Source organism: Vicinamibacteria bacterium (assembly GCA_035570235.1).
Taxonomy (GTDB): domain Bacteria; phylum Acidobacteriota; class Vicinamibacteria; order Fen-336; family Fen-336; genus DATMML01.
In genome coordinates this window covers 20,828-37,043 of record DATMML010000001.1, presented here as the reverse complement: position 1 = coordinate 37,043, position 16,216 = coordinate 20,828, and the positions used below count along the sequence as shown (strand labels likewise).

The window sequence follows — 16,216 nt, the reverse complement described above, 5'->3', positions numbered from 1 at the left end:
TGGGACGGGGAGCCGTGGGGTAAGCGCCGCCTAGAACCTGAGCTTCATCGACAACTGGATCTGCCGCTCCGTGGTCCCGCACGTGGCGCATGCCGGGTTGGCCAGCATGGCGGAGATGACCCCGAAGCTGGAGGTGCCGAACGTGGTGCCCGGGTCGGCGAACGCCGGGTGGTTCAGGATGTTGAAGGCCTCGACTCGGAGCTCGTGCTCGACGCGTCCGAACTTCGTGAGCTTGACCAGGTTGAGGTCGATGTCGAAATAGCCCGGCCCCCGCATGATGTTCCGGCCCGCGTTGCCATACGTCGCCGTGGTCTCGGGCACCATCTGGAAGGCGGTCGGGTCGAACCACTGGTCGATGGTCGGATTGGCGGCGCGGCCATCGCCGATGCGGTTCGGACGGTTGTTCTGTTGCTGGCTGGCGTTGGTTCCGGTGGACAGTACGGCCTGCGATTGTGTGATGGTCAGGGCGCGGCCGGTCCGCGCATACAGGATCCCGCTGACCTGCCAGCCCCCCCACTTGCTCTCTTTGCCGAAGGGAAGCGCGTAGATCCAGTTCGAGACGAACGTGTGCTTGACGTCGTAGTCCGCGGGGCCGCGGTTGTAGGCCGGGTTGTAGGTGTTGGTCAGGGCCACTCCGCCGTCGTTGTCGGAGGCGAGGTCGATGGCCAGACCGTAGGTGTAGGAGTTCATGAACGAGAAGCCGTTGGCGAAGCGCCGCTGGAACTTGACGAGCAGCCCGTTGTAGTTGAGGAAGCCGATGCTGCTGACCGTCCCCAAGTCGCCCAGGGCAGGATCGATGCTGAAGAAGGGCCGGTTGATGTTGGGGTTGGTCACGCCCAGGACGGGCGGGGCCTGGTTCTCGTTCGTCTTGACCAGCATCTGCCGGGCGCGCGAGCCCACGTAGGCGACCTCCAATACGTAGTCCCGACCGAGCTGCCGCTGCACGTTGATGTTGAAGTTGGTCGAATAGGCGTCGCGGAAGTCGCGATCGAAGACCGACCGCGTGGAGCCGGCGGGGGGAAGGTTCGGGTTGACGCCCGGAGGCAGCGGCAGGCCGTCCGAGACCTTCAGGTTGATCCCGAAGCTGCCATTCCGCAGCGCGGTGGACTGAAGGAACGGCGGATTCTGGGCCTTCGACGAGGACGTCCCTCCGGGCGTGAAGTTCCAGAAGACGCCCACACCTCCGCGGAGTACGGTCTTGCCGTCGCCGGTCAGGTCGTAGGCGAACCCGAAGCGCGGCCCGAAGTCCGTGTTCGAGTAGGTCTGGAGGTAGCGGCCCACGTTGACGCCACCCATCACGGCGTTCGGGGAGGCGAGCACGAACTTGCCGGTGGTCACGTCGAAGTTGGACTGCCGGTCGTTCGCTTCCACCCAGGGCACGAAGAGGTCCCACCGCAATCCCATGTTCAGGGTAAGTTTGCTCGTCGCCCGCCAGTCGTCCTGCGTGTAGAGGGCGTACTCGGGCCGCTTCTCGGTGTAGGTCTTGGCGTCGAAGAGGTTCCGATTCTTCTGGCTGGCGTATCCGAGCAGGAAGCTGGCCACGTCGAACCCGGTTGCCGAGTTCACCTTGCACCCGCTCAGGATGCCGCCGCAGTTGGACGTCGGGTTGTTGTCGAAGACGAACTGGCCGACGATCGTGTCCGCGTTCAGGATCTCCCGTGAGCGCCAGGTGATGCTCCCGCCCGCCTTCATGGTGTGTCGTCCCGAGACCCGCGTGATGCTGTCGAAGATCTGGAAATCGTTCTGGTTCGTGATGAGGGGCACGTTGCTGTTGGCGCCGAGGTCGCGCGCCCCGCCCGAGCCGCGGAAGAGCAACTGCGTCATGGCGGACGTGGACTGGTTGAGGTTGATGCCGGGGATGCCCACCGCGGAGGCGGGGTTGGTCCCGTAGTCGATGGGGGTGTTGAGGAAGCTCACCGCGCTCCAACCGAAACGGAATTCGTTTATGAGGCTCGGGCTGAACGAATGGGCGTCGTTGAAGGCAAGACTCTGGGCCTTGATGTTTCCGTTGCCGGCTCCGAAGGTGAAGCCGGCGTCGCCGTGGGGCAATGTGGCGGGCAGGAAGCGGTGTGTCTTCTCGAAGCTGTAGCGGACGAAGGCGTGGTTGTTGCTGGAGATGTTGTCGTCGAGCTTGACATCGAATTGGTTGTCCTGCCGCTCCAGCACGGGGTTGATGACGTAGTTGCTGATGGTTTGCCCGTTGCTGGCGCGCGTTCCCGCCGAGTTGGCCTGCGGGTAGAGCTGGTTGATGATGTTGGCGGAGGCGGGGTCGAACCTGCTGGTGGGAATGATATTCCCCGGGAACGGCTGGCCCGTGAGGGGGTCGTAGATCACCCGGTTGATCTCCGAGAAGTTTCCCTGCCGCATGAGGTCTGAGGGGACGGTCGAGACGTAGGTCTGGCCCTGGTTGATTCGGGTGCCCTGGTAGTCGGCGAAGAAGAAGGCCCGGTCGCTGATGATCGGCCCCCCCAGGGTCGCGCCGAATTGGTGCTGCTTGAACTCGGGTTTGGCCCGTCCCGCGCGGTTGTTGAAGAAGTTGTTCGCGTCCAGGGCGGAGTTGCGCTCGAAATCGAAGGCGTCGCCGTGGACCTGATTCGCTCCGGACTTGATCTGGATGTTCACGACGCCGCCCAGCGACTTGCCGAACTCGGCCGAGTAAGTGCTCGTCTGCATCTTGAACTCGTCGAGGGCTTCGATGCTCGGGAAGACCACGACGGTTTGGAGCCAGGTCTCGTTGTTGTCGACGCCGTCGAGCAGGTAGCTGTTGTCGCGCGCGCGTTGGCCATTGGCCGAGAAGCCGGATCCCGCCCGCCAGGCCAGCGAACCCGCGCCGTCGATGTTCGCACCCGGGGGCGGCCGCAGCACGCCCGGGATGGTGCGCGTCAGGCTCACGAAGTTGCGCCCGTTCAAGGGGAGGGCCTCGATCTGTGTGTTCGCGACCGTAGTCCCCAGTTCGGAGCTGCTCGTCTGGATGAGGGGGGTCTCGGCCTGGATCGTGACCGCCTCCGACATCTGGCCCAGCTCGAGCTTGACGTCGGTTTTTACCTTCTGGTCGACGCCGACATGGACGTTGGCGACGGTCACCTTCTTGAAGCCGCTCATCTCGCAGGTAACGGTGTAGTCGCCCGTCGGCATGAGCGGGGCTGCGTACTCTCCACTCGCGTCCGTAACGACGGTCCGCGAGAACCCCGTCCCCTCATTGACCAGGGTGACGCTGGCGCCGGCGAGCGCGCCGCCGCTGGAATCCCGCACCGTGCCCAGGACGGTGCCGGTGACCGCCTGCGCCCCCAGCGGAGGGGGCGCGAGGCACAGCACCGCGGCCACCAGGGGCAAGCCAAGGACGAGGAACCTGCAGGCCCATCGGCTTCTCTTCATATCGCGTCCTCCACCGTTTACGTGCGTGATCCTGCGCCGACCCACGCGGGGGCCCCGCGAGAGCTTCTTCCAGCTTGCGTCTCGCCCGGGCCGTATCGCGGCCGGGTCGATGTCATCCGTTAGCGGCGGCATTCACTTTCGGCGGAACTTGTGGGGCGAACCCTAGCGCGAACGGTGGGAGGACGTCAAGGATTTTCATATATCATATCGGCTCGCTTCCAGCCGTAGTGGACCTTGGCGGCAAAGCGTTGATTGCGCTGCTGTTACCGTGGGGTCGTGGTGTCGAGAGCCCCTTAAGGAGCTGCGGAGCGGCTCAGCTCCGTGCCCCCGGTGGTGACGAAGTACTTGGCGAGCATGTTGGCCTTCTCCCAGGCGGGTACGCTCCGGGGGTCCTTTAGGTAGGCCAGGAAACGGGCCGTCACTTGTGCGAAGTGGGACTCGTGGTTCGTTCGCAGGCCGTCGGGCACCAGGACCCGGATCTCCTGGCCCTGATCCTCGATCCCCAGGCCGGGGAAGCGCGCTTGAAGCTGGGCGAGCCTCCTCTCGAGGGCGGTCCGCACCACTCCCTTGTCCGCCGCGCGCGCGGGGACGACGTAAAGCTCGGTCCGGTATTTCTGGTCGGGGCCCTGCCGCACCTCGAGCCGGGCCCGGCTTCCCCGGACGACCGCGAAGTGAGTGTCGCCGGAGCCCTCGGGAGGCTCATAGTTCCAGCGCACCCGAAGCTGCACGTGGACGCCGCGCAGCGTGTAGGACACGTGCGTGTTGGCGCGGTATCGAAGCTCATCGCCCTTGAGCCAGGGGGCCAGGATGGGGGGAAAGCCTCTATCCCCCGTTACCCGCTCGAAGTCGGCGCGGGTGAGGACGGTTGGCCAGCCCCGGGCCGAGAGCAGACGGATATCCCGACGATAGTCCAGGGGCTGCTGCGGGAATAGCATCCACGGAACTAGGTCCACGAGATGGGTGCCGACGTCGGCCAGGGCCTCTCCCTGCTCGCCCGTGTCGAAGAACCAGGCCGGGCGCAGGTTGGGCACTCCGGCCACGGTCTTCATGAGCTGGTGGACGCTCTCCATGAAGACTGCCGGCTCCTGTTCGGTGCCGCTCACGATGCCTCCGCTCACCGCGGCATCGGCCAAGAGCTCCTTTTGTAGGATGGTCGTGATCTCGTACCGCTCGGTCATCACGTCGTAGGCGACGAGGCCCTTCGCTTCCGCGGTGTCCAGCGCCGCCTCCAGCTTGGGAAGGTTGGCGGCCGCGATGATCCAGGGCTTGTCTGCGAGCACGTTGAGCCCCGCGTTCAGGCAGGCCAGGATGCGGTCGATCTTGCCCTGGTTGCGACCGGAAAGGACCACCACGTTACCCGGGCGTTCTTTGAGCATCTTCTCCTGAAAGTCCGGGCCGGTGTGGATTTCCATGCGCCAGCGGGTGGGGTGCTCCCCGCGTTGGTTGAACTGGGAGATCCGCGAGAGGTGCGCGATGAGGTCCGGGCCGAGGGGGGCGTACACGTGGACCGTATCCGACACCTCCGGATACGTGTCCTTCTGGATGAGGGCCGCGTGAAAGTGCCCGGGATCGAGGGTGATGAGGCGGACGGGCGCCTCGGGCCCTCCTTCCGGACCCGCAGCACCGGCGGCGCCCAAGGCAAGCGCGGGCATCGCGGTCAAGAACACCCAGCGGCGCATTGCTCCGCCCATGTTCGGCGCGGAAGCTATATCAGCGACCCGCCTGCGTCAAACGGCTGCCGACAGGCGTGTTGCCGCGGTCCGCCGGGCCCCCTCGCCCCCTCGCTCAACGGGCGAGGTCAGGCCGAGGTAATATCCGGCTCCACGGGGAGGAACCTGACCCTGAAGAAGCGGCGACTCGGGAAAAGCGATCTCGAAATCACCGCCGTTGGCTTCGGGGCTTGGGCGGCGGGGGGCGGGGGCTGGGCCTTCGGTTGGGGGCCCCAGGATGACGCCGCCTCGCGCGCCGCCATGCGCCGAGCCGTGAGCCTCGGCGTCAACTGGATTGACACCGCGGCCGTGTACGGCCTCGGGCACTCCGAGGAACTCGTGGGCCAGGTCCTCCGCGAGCTGCCCGGCCGCGAGCGGCCCTACGTCTTCACCAAGTGTGGCCTGCAGTGGGACCCCCAGCACCCCATGGTGCAGGCCCGGCGCAGCCTTCATCCTGACTTGATTGCCCGCGAATGCGAGGACTCCCTGCGCCGGCTCGGCGTGGAGCGGCTCGACCTTTTCCAGTGCCACTGGCCCGATGCGGGCGGGGTGGCGACCGAGGATTCGTGGGCGGCCATGGTGAAGCTGGTCGAGCAAGGCAAGGTGCGCGCCATCGGCGTCTCCAACTTCCGCGTCCCCCTCCTCGAACGGTGCGCTTCCTTGCGGAGCGTGGACTCTCTGCAGCCCCCCTTCTCGCTCATCCAGCGCGCGGCGGCCGCGGAGGAGATTCCCTGGTGCGCCGCCCACGGTACTGGCGTCATCGTCTACAGCCCCATGCAGTCGGGCCTCCTCACCGACCGCTTCACCGCGGAGAGCGTGGCCGCCATGGCCGCGGATGATTGGCGACGCCGGGGGAGCGAGTTCCAGCCCCCGCGGCTCCATGCGAATCTCGCCTTGCGCGACGCCCTCCGACCCCTGGCCGCGCGGCTCGGGGTCTCCGTGGCTGCGTTGGCCGTGGCCTGGACCCTCTCCTGGCCGGGCGTCACCGGCGCCATTGTGGGCGCCCGCTCCCCGGAGCAGGTGGACGGCTGGATCGGAAGCGCGGACCTCGCTCTGCACGCCGACGAGCTGGACGCGATCGCCGCCCTCGTCGCGGGCACAGGAGCGGGAAAGGGGCCGACCCGGCCCCCGTCCTGACACGCCTCGCCGGCGGTAAAGGCCCGAGTGAGCCGCAGCACACCGCCGGCCGCGGTGGCCTTCTCGTGCCGAAGCCCGAGGTCACTCGGAGAGGGCAGTGTCAATAGGGAACTCCTGCCCCGACCACGCCCGCTTGGAGGTCCATGCCTGGGAGGGCGCGGACCAGAAGACGTCCCCGGGCGGGAGGCCGAGGGGAAGGAGGCCGACCGCGCAAAGATAGAGGCTTCCCGTCGAGATGTACCGCTCGCCAACACCGGGCTGATGCCCGCTGAAGCCAATCCGCAGCCATCCCTGGTCATCGAACGTGCCGGCCGCATCCAGCGAGCGTCGCATCACCGCGGTCAAGGCCGACCGGACCTGCGGAGGGGCAACCGTCGGAGGCAGCTCGCGGCGGAGGGCGACCTGGGCCAGCAGGTGGAACGCCCCCACCCGGTAGGCCAGGGAGCGGCCGATGGCGGGGAAGGTCCCCTCAGGGCAGATCAGCCGCTCGAGCTGGACGGCGTGGCGTCGGGCCCGGGCCAGGGCCGGGCCTTTCATGGCCTGCCAGGCGGGGGCCGCCGATCCACGCGCGTCGAGGATGTCGAGCAGCATGGGCTGGATGACGAAGCTGTTGTAGTAGTCCCAGTGGAAGTCGGGCCCGTCTCCGTAGATGCCGTCGCCCTTGTACCACTGCTGGTGCTCGTGCAGGGCGTAGTCCACCCGCACCGGGTCCCACCATGCCCCCAGCTGGGCCAGGCCCGCCTCCACCATGGCCGGGAAGAGAAGCCAGTTGCTGAAGGCGGGCTGGATGCCGCGCGTTGACTCGAGCGCGCGCACGAGGTTCCCCCGCACGGCGGAGTCGAGGCTCTCGGTGAGGGCGCGCGGCGCGCGCAACAGGCCCTGGGCGAGGAAGGCGGCGTCCACCAGCGGCTGGCGCTCGCGCGTGAAGTTCAAGAAGTCGGGGGAGGAGGGGTCAACGGCGCTGGCCAGGGCGCGCCGGGCCAGGCTCGCGTACTGTGCGCGGAGGGCGCCCTCCGCACTGCTGTCGTCCGCAAGCTCGAGCCAGGGGGCCAGGCCCGCAAGCAGGCGGCCGAACGCCTCCAGGTGCGTCACCGCGCCTCGTCCAGAGCCCGCCGCCTCCTCCACGGGCATCCGCGCCCTCAGGGTACCGTTCGCGAGGTTGGTGAGAATGGGATCGGCGAGCCGTCGGGCCAGTCCTACCCAGTATTCACGGTCGCCCGCCTCGGTAGGCGGGGGGACCCCAGGGACCACGGGCGCGCGCGCCGCGGAAAGGGCAACGCCCGCTAGGGCTCCCAGGAATCCACGGCGGGGGAAAGGCTCACTCATGGGGGGACTCGCGAGGGGCGTCGGGCCGAGCGCGATCCATCCTAGTCGCGGCAACGCTAGTCCCTGGGCGCCGCTCGGTCAAGGCCGCCGGGAGCGCCACCCCCGTCTTGCCATCCTCGATCAGCTCTGCCAAGCTCTGCGGCGCAAGGAGGCGGTATGACGGCACGACGCGATTTCCTGAAGACCACGGTGCTGGGAACGGCGGGCGTTGCCCTCGGGACTACGGCGCGCAGCCAGGCCCGCGTGCTGGGGGCCAACGACCGGGTGGTGGTGGCCTCGATCGGGATCCGCGGGCAGGGCAATGCCCTCAAGCGGGGGTTCGCCCGCCTTTCCGGGGTCGAGATCAAGACGCTCTGCGACGTGGATGAAAACCTCTTTGCCTCCCGGGCGAACGATCCCCGGCTGGCCGACGTTCCCACTTTCCGCCCCCGCTACGAGAAGGACCTGCGCCGGGTCTTCGACGACAAGGACGTGGACGCGGTGATCATCGCCACCCCCAACCATTGGCACGCCCTGGCCACGATCTGGGCCATCCAGGCCGGCAAGCACGTTTTCGTGGAGAAGCCGTGCTCGCACAACGTCAGCGAGGGCCGCCGGATGGTGGAGGCGGCGCGCAAGTACAACAAGATCGTCCAGGTCGGAACCATGAACCGCAGCCGGCCGGCGGTGCGGGACGCCATCCGCTTCCTCCACGAGGGTGGCCTGGGCAAGGTCTACCTGGCCCGCGGGCTCTGCTTCAAGCCCCGCCCGCTGATCGGCCGCTACCCGGACGGCCCCCTCGCTCAAGGAGAGCGCTACCGCTTGAACGTCGAGTCGAAGGAGTACGAGCCCGCCTGGGACGCCGCCTACCTGGCCAAGGTCGACTACGATCTCTGGCTAGGGCCCGCGACCGCCCGTCCCTTCAACCGGAACCACTTCCACTACAACTGGCACTGGCACTGGGACACCGGCAACGGCGACACCGGCAACCAAGGCCCCCACCAGTTCGACATCGCGCGCTGGGGCCTGGGCATCGCCACTCATCCTTTGCGGATTTCCTCCTCCGGCGGCCTCTACGAGACGGGGGAGACCTCGCAGGAGACCCCGAACGTCCAGACTGCGCTCTTCGAGTACGAGGACGGTCGGGTGCTCGAGTTCGCGACCCGGGGGACGGCGACGAACGCGGAGGGCGGCCAGCGCATCGGAAACCTCTTCTACGGGACAAAGGGCTGGCTCTCCATCGACGGCGACGGCCGGGATTGGCAAAGCTATCTGGGCAGGAGCGAGGAAAAAGGGCCGGGCTCGAAGGGCACGGCATCCCCCGGGGAGAGCGGCAGCGACCCCCTGACGCCAACCAGCATCGAGTCCCCGCACTACCGGAACTTCATCGACGCCGTGCGCGCGGGAGACCCCAAGAAGCTCAACTGCGACATCGAGGAGGGCCATATCTCCTCCGCCCTCCCCCACCTCGCCAACATCGCCTACCGCGTCGGAAAAAGCCTCCGGTTCGACGGGAAGACGGAGACCTTTCCGGGGGAGGCGGAAGCAAACCGCCTCCTCACCCGCGAATACCGGGCGGGGTTCAAGGTGCCGGACAAGATCTAGCGAGACCGACATGGCCCCGGAGCGGCGCACCCTCGGTCTTCCCATCGCTCTCATCGCGGCCCTGACCCTTGTTTCCGGCTCCACGCGGAGCCCGGCCGGGGAGGGGGGGGTGAGCGTCGTGGTCCGGGAGGGCGAGCGTCGGGTCGACATCCTCGTGGACGGGCAGGCCTTCACCTCCTACGTGTGGCCGGAATCGCTCACCAAGCCCGTCCTTTTTCCGATCCGAACCGAGCGGGGAACGGCGGTGACCCGCGGCTTTCCCCTCGAGCCGCGGCCGGGGGAGCGGACCGACCACCCCCATCACGTGGGTCTGTGGCTGAGTTACGGGGACGTGAACGGCGTCGATTTCTGGAACAACTCGACCGCGCTGCCCGCCGCCCGCCAAGCGGGCATGGGCCGGTCCCGGCACCGGCGGGTCGTCTCCGCCCAGGGTGGTGAGCGGGACGGGCGCCTCCGGGTCGAGGTGGAGTGGGTCATGCCCGGAGGGGCGGTGATCCTCGACGAGGACTCAACGTTCGTCTTCCGCAAGACGCCGGGCGGGCGCCTCATCGACCGAATTACCCTCCTCACCGCGAAGGACGGCCCGGTCCGCTTTTCCGACAACAAGGAGGGCTTCCTCGGCCTGCGGGTGGCGCGTCCGCTCGAGCAGCCCTCGACGGAGCCCGCCACCTTCACCGACTCTTCGGGCCAGACCACCACTGTAGCCCGCCTCGACAACACGGGCGTCACCGGGCTCTACCACAGCAGCGAGGGCAAAGAGGGCGACGCGGTCTGGGGGACGCGGGGACGCTGGGCGGCCCTGTCCGGCCGCATCGGGAACGAGGATGTGACCCTGGCCATCCTGGATCATCCCAAAAACCCCGGCGCGCCAACCTATTGGCACGCCCGCGGCTACGGGCTCTTCGCCGCGAACCCCCTCGGCCAGAAGGCCTTCAGCAACGGCAAGGAAGCACTCGATTTCACCCTGCCTCCGCAAGGGTCCGCTCTCTTCGGCTATCGGGTCGTGGTTCTCTCCCGGGCCTTCGCGGCCGCGGAGATCGAGACCCTGGCGCGGGAATTCGCCCAGACCGCCCTGCCGCCTCCCGATGGTCGATGAGCGGATCCCGCCGAGCGAGACCGGCCCCCTCCTCCCACCCCCAGAGGCGCAAGGCCGGCCGCGAGGTCGAGGTTCGCTTCTTTCCCGCCCCGCGCTTGCGCGAGTTCAGCATCCGCGTCTTCTCCCGCTTGGGCGTGCCGGAGGCGGAGGCTCGGATCGCGGCCGACGTCCTCGCCTGCGCGGATAGCCGCGGCGTCGATTCGCACGGTGTCGCTCGCCTGCGCAGCTACGCCGAGCTCCTGGCGGCGGGAAAGATCAACCCCCGGCCGGTCCTGCGGCTGGTCCGGGAGACGGCGAGCACGGCCACCGTGGACGGCGACAACGGTCTTGGCCTGGTGGTGGGGCCCAAGGTCAACGAGATCGCCATGGAGAAGGCCGAGCGGGCGGGCACGGGCTGGGCGGTCGTCCGCAACAGCAACCATTTCGGCATCGCCGGCTATTACCCTCTGCGGGCCCTGGAGAGGGGCATGATCGGCTGGGCCATGACGAACTCCTCGCGGGGGGTGGCGCCGCTCTGGGGGGCGGAGCGCATGCTGGGCACCAACCCCATCGCCATCGCCTTCCCCGCGGAAAAGGAGCCCCCGATCGTGATCGACATGGCCACCTCCGCGGTGGCCTACGGCAAGATCGAGATGGCCCAGCGGGAGGGGGCTCCCATACCCGAGGGTTGGGCAGTGGACCGCAATGGCCAGGCCACCACCGACCCTGGGGCCATCCTGGCGGGCGGGTCCCTTCTCCCCCTGGGGTCCGACCGCGAACGCGGCGGCCACAAGGGCTATTGTCTGGCCCTGATGGTGGACGTCCTCTCCGCGGTTCTCTCCGGGGCCAACTGGGGCCCCTTCACTCCCTCTTTCACCCTGCGCGGTGACCCTCCCCTCCGCAGCGTCGGCCAGGGCCTCGGCCATTTCTTCGGGGCCATGCGCGTGGATGCCTTCCGTGACGGATCGGAGTTCCGGGCCCAAATCGACGACTTCGTCCGCACCCTGAGGAATACCCGGCCCGCACCCGGTACGAAGGGGCCTCTCATTCCCGGCGATCCCGAACGCGAGGCCGAAGAGGAGCGCGCACGGGGTGGGATCCCCCTCCTGCCCGCGGTGGTCAAGGACCTGTGCGAGGTCTCCCGCCAGACCGGCGTCCCCTTCGAGTGAGTCACGGATGACGACCTCCCGGCCCCTGGGGCCCCTGACCCGCCGCGAGCTCTTCACTCTTCCCCGCCGCCAGGGAGGGGAGGAGGCCGGCCACTGGGTCCGCGTGCATCGGCAGGCCATGGCCTGCCGGTTCGAGATCATGCTCGCCGAGGAGGACGCCGCCCACGTAGCCGCCGCTCGCCAAGCCCTCGACGAGGCAGACCGCATCGAAGACGCCCTCAGTGTCTTCCGCGAGTCCAGCGAGGTGATGCGGGTGAACCGTGAGGGGGCCGTCGGTCCCGTCGCCGTCAGCCAGACCCTCTTCACCCTGCTCCGGCGGTGCCAAGGACTGCACGCGGACGTGGAAGGCGCGTTCGACCCCACCTCGACCCCGTTGAGTCGCACCTGGGGTTTCCTGGCCCGGGCGGGGCGGTTGCCGGGCGCGGAGGACATCGCGGCCGCCCTGTCTCTGGTGGGCCTCGACAAGGTCGAGCTCAATCCGGAGGAGCGGACGGTGCGCTTCCCGCTGTCGGGCATGTCCCTGAACTTCGGGGGCATCGGCAAAGGCTACGCGCTCGATCGCATGGTGGAGCGGCTCCGGGCGCGCGGCGTGCCCCGCGCCCTCCTCTCCGCCGGGGGTAGCAGCGTGCTCGCCTTTGGCGGCGGGCCAGGGTTTCGCGTGAATGTCCGCTCCCCGCTCACGACCGCAGTCATCGCGCGCCTCCGTATCCAGGAGGCTGCCCTTGGAACGAGCGGGGCCGGAGAGCAGTATTTCGAGACCGGGGGGCGACGCTATGGCCATGTGCTCGATCCCCGCACGGGATGGCCGGTGTCGGGGGTGCTGAGCGCCTCCGCGGCCGCGCCTTCGGCGGCCGATGCGGATGCCCTTTCGACGGCCTTCCTGGTGGGCGGCCCGGGTCTGGCCGAACGCTACTGCGCCGCTCACCCGGGCACCCTCGCGGTCCTCGTGCTCGAGGCGGAGCCCGCCCGACCCCTTCTCTTCGGCGGCTGCGAGGGCCTCCGCTTGGAGGAACCGTGAATGCACGGGCGGACGCCCCGCGGGCGGGCCGCCCCTATCCTTGGCGCTCCTTGGAGAAGCGCCAGAGCGCCCGATCAAGCGTTCTCATGTCGAGACCCGCCGAGCGCGCGAGCCTGCGCGCGAACTCCGTGTAGGCCCACCAGAAATCAAACGTGTAGGAAGGGGGACGGCGGAAGCCGAGCGACCACAATGCTCGGTAGTCGAGGATCGGGTAGGGGCGCCGATCGCAGAAGTGGAGGATGACCGACGCGGTCGGCCACCCGACCCCGGCGAGGCTGCGCAGGACGTACATCTTGGCCCGCTCATCCACGGTCGCGAGCGCGATCTCGGTCGCTTCTCGGATCTCCGCGGCGGTGTTGGTCGCGCAACGGGGCTGGGAGCGGGGCGTCTTCCAATGACACAGCTCGAGGAATTCCGTCCGCGTGAGATAGCCACGGGCGCGCGCACGTCGTGACAGCTCGTCGACCGCCTTGTCCCCCTGCACGTACGCGTACCCCTTCGCCCACCGGGGGAGCTCGGAAGGAGGAAAGCGCAGCTTGAACACCTGACTCCCCTGCCGGCTTAGCAGTCTGGGGCCCGAGAGCCGGCGCTCCCGTGGCCGCCGTCCCCGGCGTCATTCCGGAGTTGCGGGGCCGGCGTCCCCGCCGCCGCGACGCGGGTTCTCGGAGTCACCGGCCCTTGGCCTGGCGGGCGAACCCATACGCTTCTCTCGCGAGCTCGAGCCAAGAGATCGATCGGCTGCTCACCGCTAGCCACTCCTTCATCAACCGGCCACGGCCGGGGTCGAAGTATTGGCCGTGCCCGCGCCCCACGAGCTCATCGACGCGCTCTCGCGGAAGCTTGACCACGAAACCGCCCTTGGAGCTCAACATGGCGAAGATCCTCCCGTCGAGCTTGAGCGCGGAGGAGCCGAACCCTTTTCCACCGTAGACGACCCGCCGCTCGCCGCTGAACTCCCGTACGACGGCCGCGAACTTTGGGTTCGGCTCACTTGCGCCCATCGGAGTCTTCCTCGGCTTGCCGCTCCGAGACCGAGTCTTCTTCATCGCACTCCCCCGCCACCGGTAGGGCTGCCTCCGACAGCTGGCGTTTTCAGCGACTTCGCTCCCGCGCTTCCAGGTCGCCATCCAGGCGGCCCCAGGGCGCACTGAATTCCACCACAAGATCCGGATGGTCAGCCAGCACCCTCATGCGTAGAGTTCTTATGGAGCGAGTAAGGGGAGGCAGGAGCATGCTTGATCCGGTTGTAGACCAACCCGACAAGGTCCGGTATCCAGTGGGTGACTTTGGGCTCGACCCCGAGGTCACCACATCCAAACGCGCGCGCTGGCTTCAGCAGATGGCGGAGATGCCGGCGGGCCTCGCGGCTGCCCTCAGCGGGCTCGACGATAGGCAGCTAGGGACCCCCTATCGAGAGGGCGGCTGGACTCCCCGACAGGTGGTCCATCACCTCGCCGATGCCCACATGAACGGCTTCGTGCGGTTCAAGCTCGCGCTCACCGAAGACCTGCCGCCGATCAAGACGTACGAGGAGACTCTCTGGGCCGAAACCGCGGACGGCCGTGACGCCCCCGTGGAAGTCTCGGTTCGGCTCCTGACGGCTCTCCACCAACGCTGGACGATTCTCTTGGCGTCTCTCTCCGAGCGGCAGTTTGACCGCGCCTTCACCCATCCCCAACGGGGCCTCATGACGATCGACAAAGCAATTCAGCTCTACGCCTGGCACGGTATTCACCACACTGCGCACATCGCCGGCCTTCGTGCTCGTCAGGGGTGGTGACGATCCGTCTCCCCCGGGGGTGACGTTGACCCCGGGGCCTGCTGGTCGTCTTTGGCTGTGGTCCGAGTGCGCCGGGTCAGCGCGATCCGGTTGTGGGACCGCGCGCCAAGTCACTCTCCTCCGCCGCTCCACCTCTCAGCGCTGTGAACCACGCTGGTAGGCCATAGAGCAGAACCCAGGACCGCCAGGCAAAGCCGGGCAGACAATTGATCCAGACGATTCGATCGCCGAACAGAAAGAACACCACAATCAAGACCAGGATCCCGTGCGACAGAGCCCGATAGGCGCGGTAACTGGCGTCTTGCGCTTGCCTGCCCACCTTCCCTTCGGCCAGGGCGACGATCACGATCGTGAGAGCGGCAAGAACAAAGGCCACCACGACGTCGAGAATTCCCCACCATTTTGGGAAGAGCGCCGTATTCTGCGAAAGGCCGGCGCCCACCGGAAACACGGCCGATATGCAGAAGACCACCGCTGCCGTTAGAGCCAGCGGACGAGCCCATCGATTGGCTGGTTTGGTCTGGGTTGGTACGTTGCTTTGGTCTGTCATTGAAAGCGTCTAGGACGCTCTATTTCTGCGGGTCGACCGCCCTTCACTGCCGCGGAAGAGATCTCCGTCGGTATTGGCTCCAACCCTATCGCGCAGACCGATCACCCTCAAGGGGACCCCCTCCGTGCTCAGCCCTGCTTCCGATAAGAGACCAGCGACAGCTGCCCGGGCCCCGGGCCCGGCGGGGCCACGCTGAGCCATCCACCCCCGGGCGGCGTGGCCGCGAGCGAGAGCTGACCGGCCGCGGCCCCGGCGAGCCGCGACTGGATGGCTCCGATTGCATTCCGAATCATTAGGCGGGTCTCCACATCAAGACGCCGGCTCGCCAAGAAGGCGAGAAGGGGCTCGACCGACCCCGCACTGCCCACCGTTCCCAGCGCTCGGACCGCTGCCAGCCTGAGCTCTCGGGCGTCGCTCTCCATCGCCTTCAACAGTGCTGGCTCGACGGAGACGTCGCCGTAAGCGCCCAGCGCGGCGGCGGCGGCGGCGCTGGTCCGCGGATCAGCGTGCTCAAGGAGCACCATCAGGGGGCCCCGGGCCAGCCCAAAACGGATGCGACCGAGTTCCTCCACCGCTTGTCGCCGCGCCTCGCCCGAGTGTGTCTTCAGCGCTGTCACGAGCAAAGGGCCCGCCCGTGCGGCGGGATAGCGGGCCGCGAGCAGCGCCAGAGCTTCCGCGGCAGCGCTCTCGGGGATGGAGCGGTCCTGAGCGAGGTGCTCAAGGACAGCCAGGCCGTCCTCCTTGAGGAAGCGAGCCGCGGCAAGCCTTACCCAAGGGCTAGGATCCTTCAGATCCTCCTGGCTGGCCTCGCGTGCCTCGGCCGTCTCCGGGAACTGCTCCAGCAACTGGGACAGGCTCAAGAGGCGCACCCCTGGGTGGGGATCCAACTTTGCATTGCGCGCGAGACGCTCACAGACCCCGCCGCCCGGCGCGGATAGCGCGCGCGCCAGCCACAGACCCAGGCGCAGTGCGCGCACGATCGCCCCCTGCGAATAGTCGGTGGGGGCACAGCACGACAACTGACCAGCCTCCAGGCGGCCACGGCCGCGGACAAACGCACCCACCCTCTGGCGGATCTCCCTGTCCAGCAAGGCCAGGAGGATGCTGGGCTCCCCCCGCACCTCGACCATATCGTCGAAGGCCGTGTCGCCGGTGAGCACGTCGTCGCCCGACCCGCCTTGCGCCGCGAAGGCGAGCCCCTGGGGGATTCGGGGCCCGCCGATGAAGAAGCACAGCAGGGACCGGTGGGGAAGGAGTTCCGCTGTGCTCCGCCACTCCAGCTGGACACGAACAGAGAGATCACCGCTCGTTCCGGAGGCAGATGGGGACGAGCGTGAGCGCGGCGCGAATTCGATCCCCAACTCGCGGGACACTTGTTCGAGTTCGGCGGCGAACCACTGGAAGCTGGACGGGTCCTCCCAGCCCCCTGTAGTAGGCTGGAACAGGATGGAGAGAAGGTTTTTCAGGAGGACAAAGAGATTGATCACGGTCCC

The 16,216-nt window shown here is 67.9% G+C and carries 13 protein-coding genes; 6 read left to right on the top strand and 7 right to left on the bottom strand.

Annotated features, from left to right (window positions below):
• Window positions 1-30 precede the first annotated feature (30 nt).
• On the bottom strand, window positions 31-3,375 hold the full coding sequence (locus VN461_00145) for a carboxypeptidase regulatory-like domain-containing protein (protein HXB53164.1): 3,345 nt from the start codon (window positions 3,373-3,375) through the stop codon (window positions 31-33).
• A 293-nt stretch (window positions 3,376-3,668) separates the two neighbouring features.
• A complete protein-coding gene (locus VN461_00140) occupies window positions 3,669-5,054 on the bottom strand; it encodes a putative oxidoreductase C-terminal domain-containing protein (GenBank protein HXB53163.1) in 1,386 nt (461 codons plus the stop codon).
• Window positions 5,055-5,210: 156 nt separating this feature from the next.
• Between VN461_00140 and VN461_00135 the strand changes: the two genes are divergently transcribed.
• Entirely contained in the window at window positions 5,211-6,221 is a 1,011-nt protein-coding gene (locus VN461_00135; GenBank protein HXB53162.1) for an aldo/keto reductase, read from the top strand.
• A gap of 81 nt (window positions 6,222-6,302) precedes the next feature.
• Here VN461_00135 and VN461_00130 read toward each other — a convergent pair whose 3' ends face one another.
• Window positions 6,303-7,547 (bottom strand): DUF2264 domain-containing protein, encoded by a 1,245-nt coding sequence (locus tag VN461_00130; protein ID HXB53161.1) that lies wholly within the window; start codon window positions 7,545-7,547, stop codon window positions 6,303-6,305.
• A gap of 156 nt (window positions 7,548-7,703) precedes the next feature.
• On the opposite strand from VN461_00130, the gene VN461_00125 reads away from it, so the two are divergent.
• From VN461_00125 to VN461_00110, 4 genes are read left to right on the top strand one after another with little or no spacing between them, the layout of a single operon-like run.
• Entirely contained in the window at window positions 7,704-9,131 is a 1,428-nt protein-coding gene (locus VN461_00125) for a Gfo/Idh/MocA family oxidoreductase (protein ID HXB53160.1), read from the top strand.
• 10 nt (window positions 9,132-9,141) lie between these two features.
• Entirely contained in the window at window positions 9,142-10,227 is a 1,086-nt protein-coding gene (locus VN461_00120) for a PmoA family protein (GenBank protein ID HXB53159.1), read from the top strand.
• Window positions 10,224-11,375 carry an Ldh family oxidoreductase gene (locus tag VN461_00115; protein HXB53158.1) on the top strand — a complete coding sequence of 384 codons (1,152 nt, stop codon included), beginning with the start codon at window positions 10,224-10,226 and terminating at the stop codon, window positions 11,373-11,375. The genes VN461_00120 and VN461_00115 overlap by 4 nt, the downstream gene beginning before the upstream one ends.
• 7 nt (window positions 11,376-11,382) lie before the next feature.
• Window positions 11,383-12,393 carry an FAD:protein FMN transferase gene (locus VN461_00110; protein ID HXB53157.1) on the top strand — a complete coding sequence of 337 codons (1,011 nt, stop codon included), beginning with the start codon at window positions 11,383-11,385 and terminating at the stop codon, window positions 12,391-12,393.
• A gap of 34 nt (window positions 12,394-12,427) precedes the next feature.
• Here VN461_00110 and VN461_00105 read toward each other — a convergent pair whose 3' ends face one another.
• Both VN461_00105 and VN461_00100 read right to left on the bottom strand, forming a co-directional pair.
• On the bottom strand, window positions 12,428-12,937 hold the full coding sequence (locus VN461_00105; protein HXB53156.1) for a hypothetical protein: 510 nt from the start codon (window positions 12,935-12,937) through the stop codon (window positions 12,428-12,430).
• A gap of 124 nt (window positions 12,938-13,061) precedes the next feature.
• Window positions 13,062-13,394, bottom strand: a complete 333-nt coding sequence (locus VN461_00100; protein ID HXB53155.1) for a hypothetical protein — start codon at window positions 13,392-13,394, stop codon at window positions 13,062-13,064.
• A 230-nt stretch (window positions 13,395-13,624) separates the two neighbouring features.
• Between VN461_00100 and VN461_00095 the strand changes: the two genes are divergently transcribed.
• Window positions 13,625-14,173: a putative metal-dependent hydrolase gene (locus VN461_00095; GenBank protein HXB53154.1), complete on the top strand. Its 549-nt coding sequence runs from the start codon at window positions 13,625-13,627 to the stop codon at window positions 14,171-14,173.
• Between the two features lie 76 nt (window positions 14,174-14,249).
• On the opposite strand, the gene VN461_00090 is transcribed toward VN461_00095, so the two are convergent.
• Window positions 14,250-14,723, bottom strand: a complete 474-nt coding sequence (locus VN461_00090; GenBank protein HXB53153.1) for a hypothetical protein — start codon at window positions 14,721-14,723, stop codon at window positions 14,250-14,252.
• 128 nt (window positions 14,724-14,851) lie between these two features.
• Entirely contained in the window at window positions 14,852-16,210 is a 1,359-nt protein-coding gene (locus tag VN461_00085) for a HEAT repeat domain-containing protein (GenBank protein HXB53152.1), read from the bottom strand.
• Window positions 16,211-16,216 lie beyond the last annotated feature (6 nt).

Bases quoted from the DNA above. Each gene is read 5' to 3' on its own strand.
- VN461_00145 (HXB53164.1), bottom strand. From the start codon at position 3,375: ATGAAGAGAAGCCGATGGGCCTGCAGGTTCCTCGTCCTTGGCTTGCCC.
- VN461_00140 (HXB53163.1), bottom strand. From the start codon at position 5,054: ATGCGCCGCTGGGTGTTCTTGACCGCGATGCCCGCGCTTGCCTTGGGC.
- VN461_00130 (HXB53161.1), bottom strand. From the start codon at position 7,547: ATGAGTGAGCCTTTCCCCCGCCGTGGATTCCTGGGAGCCCTAGCGGGC.
- VN461_00125 (HXB53160.1), top strand. From the start codon at position 7,704: ATGACGGCACGACGCGATTTCCTGAAGACCACGGTGCTGGGAACGGCG.
- VN461_00120 (HXB53159.1), top strand. From the start codon at position 9,142: ATGGCCCCGGAGCGGCGCACCCTCGGTCTTCCCATCGCTCTCATCGCG.
- VN461_00115 (HXB53158.1), top strand. From the start codon at position 10,224: ATGAGCGGATCCCGCCGAGCGAGACCGGCCCCCTCCTCCCACCCCCAG.
- VN461_00110 (HXB53157.1), top strand. From the start codon at position 11,383: ATGACGACCTCCCGGCCCCTGGGGCCCCTGACCCGCCGCGAGCTCTTC.
- VN461_00100 (HXB53155.1), bottom strand. From the start codon at position 13,394: ATGGGCGCAAGTGAGCCGAACCCAAAGTTCGCGGCCGTCGTACGGGAG.
- VN461_00095 (HXB53154.1), top strand. From the start codon at position 13,625: ATGCTTGATCCGGTTGTAGACCAACCCGACAAGGTCCGGTATCCAGTG.
- VN461_00090 (HXB53153.1), bottom strand. From the start codon at position 14,723: ATGACAGACCAAAGCAACGTACCAACCCAGACCAAACCAGCCAATCGA.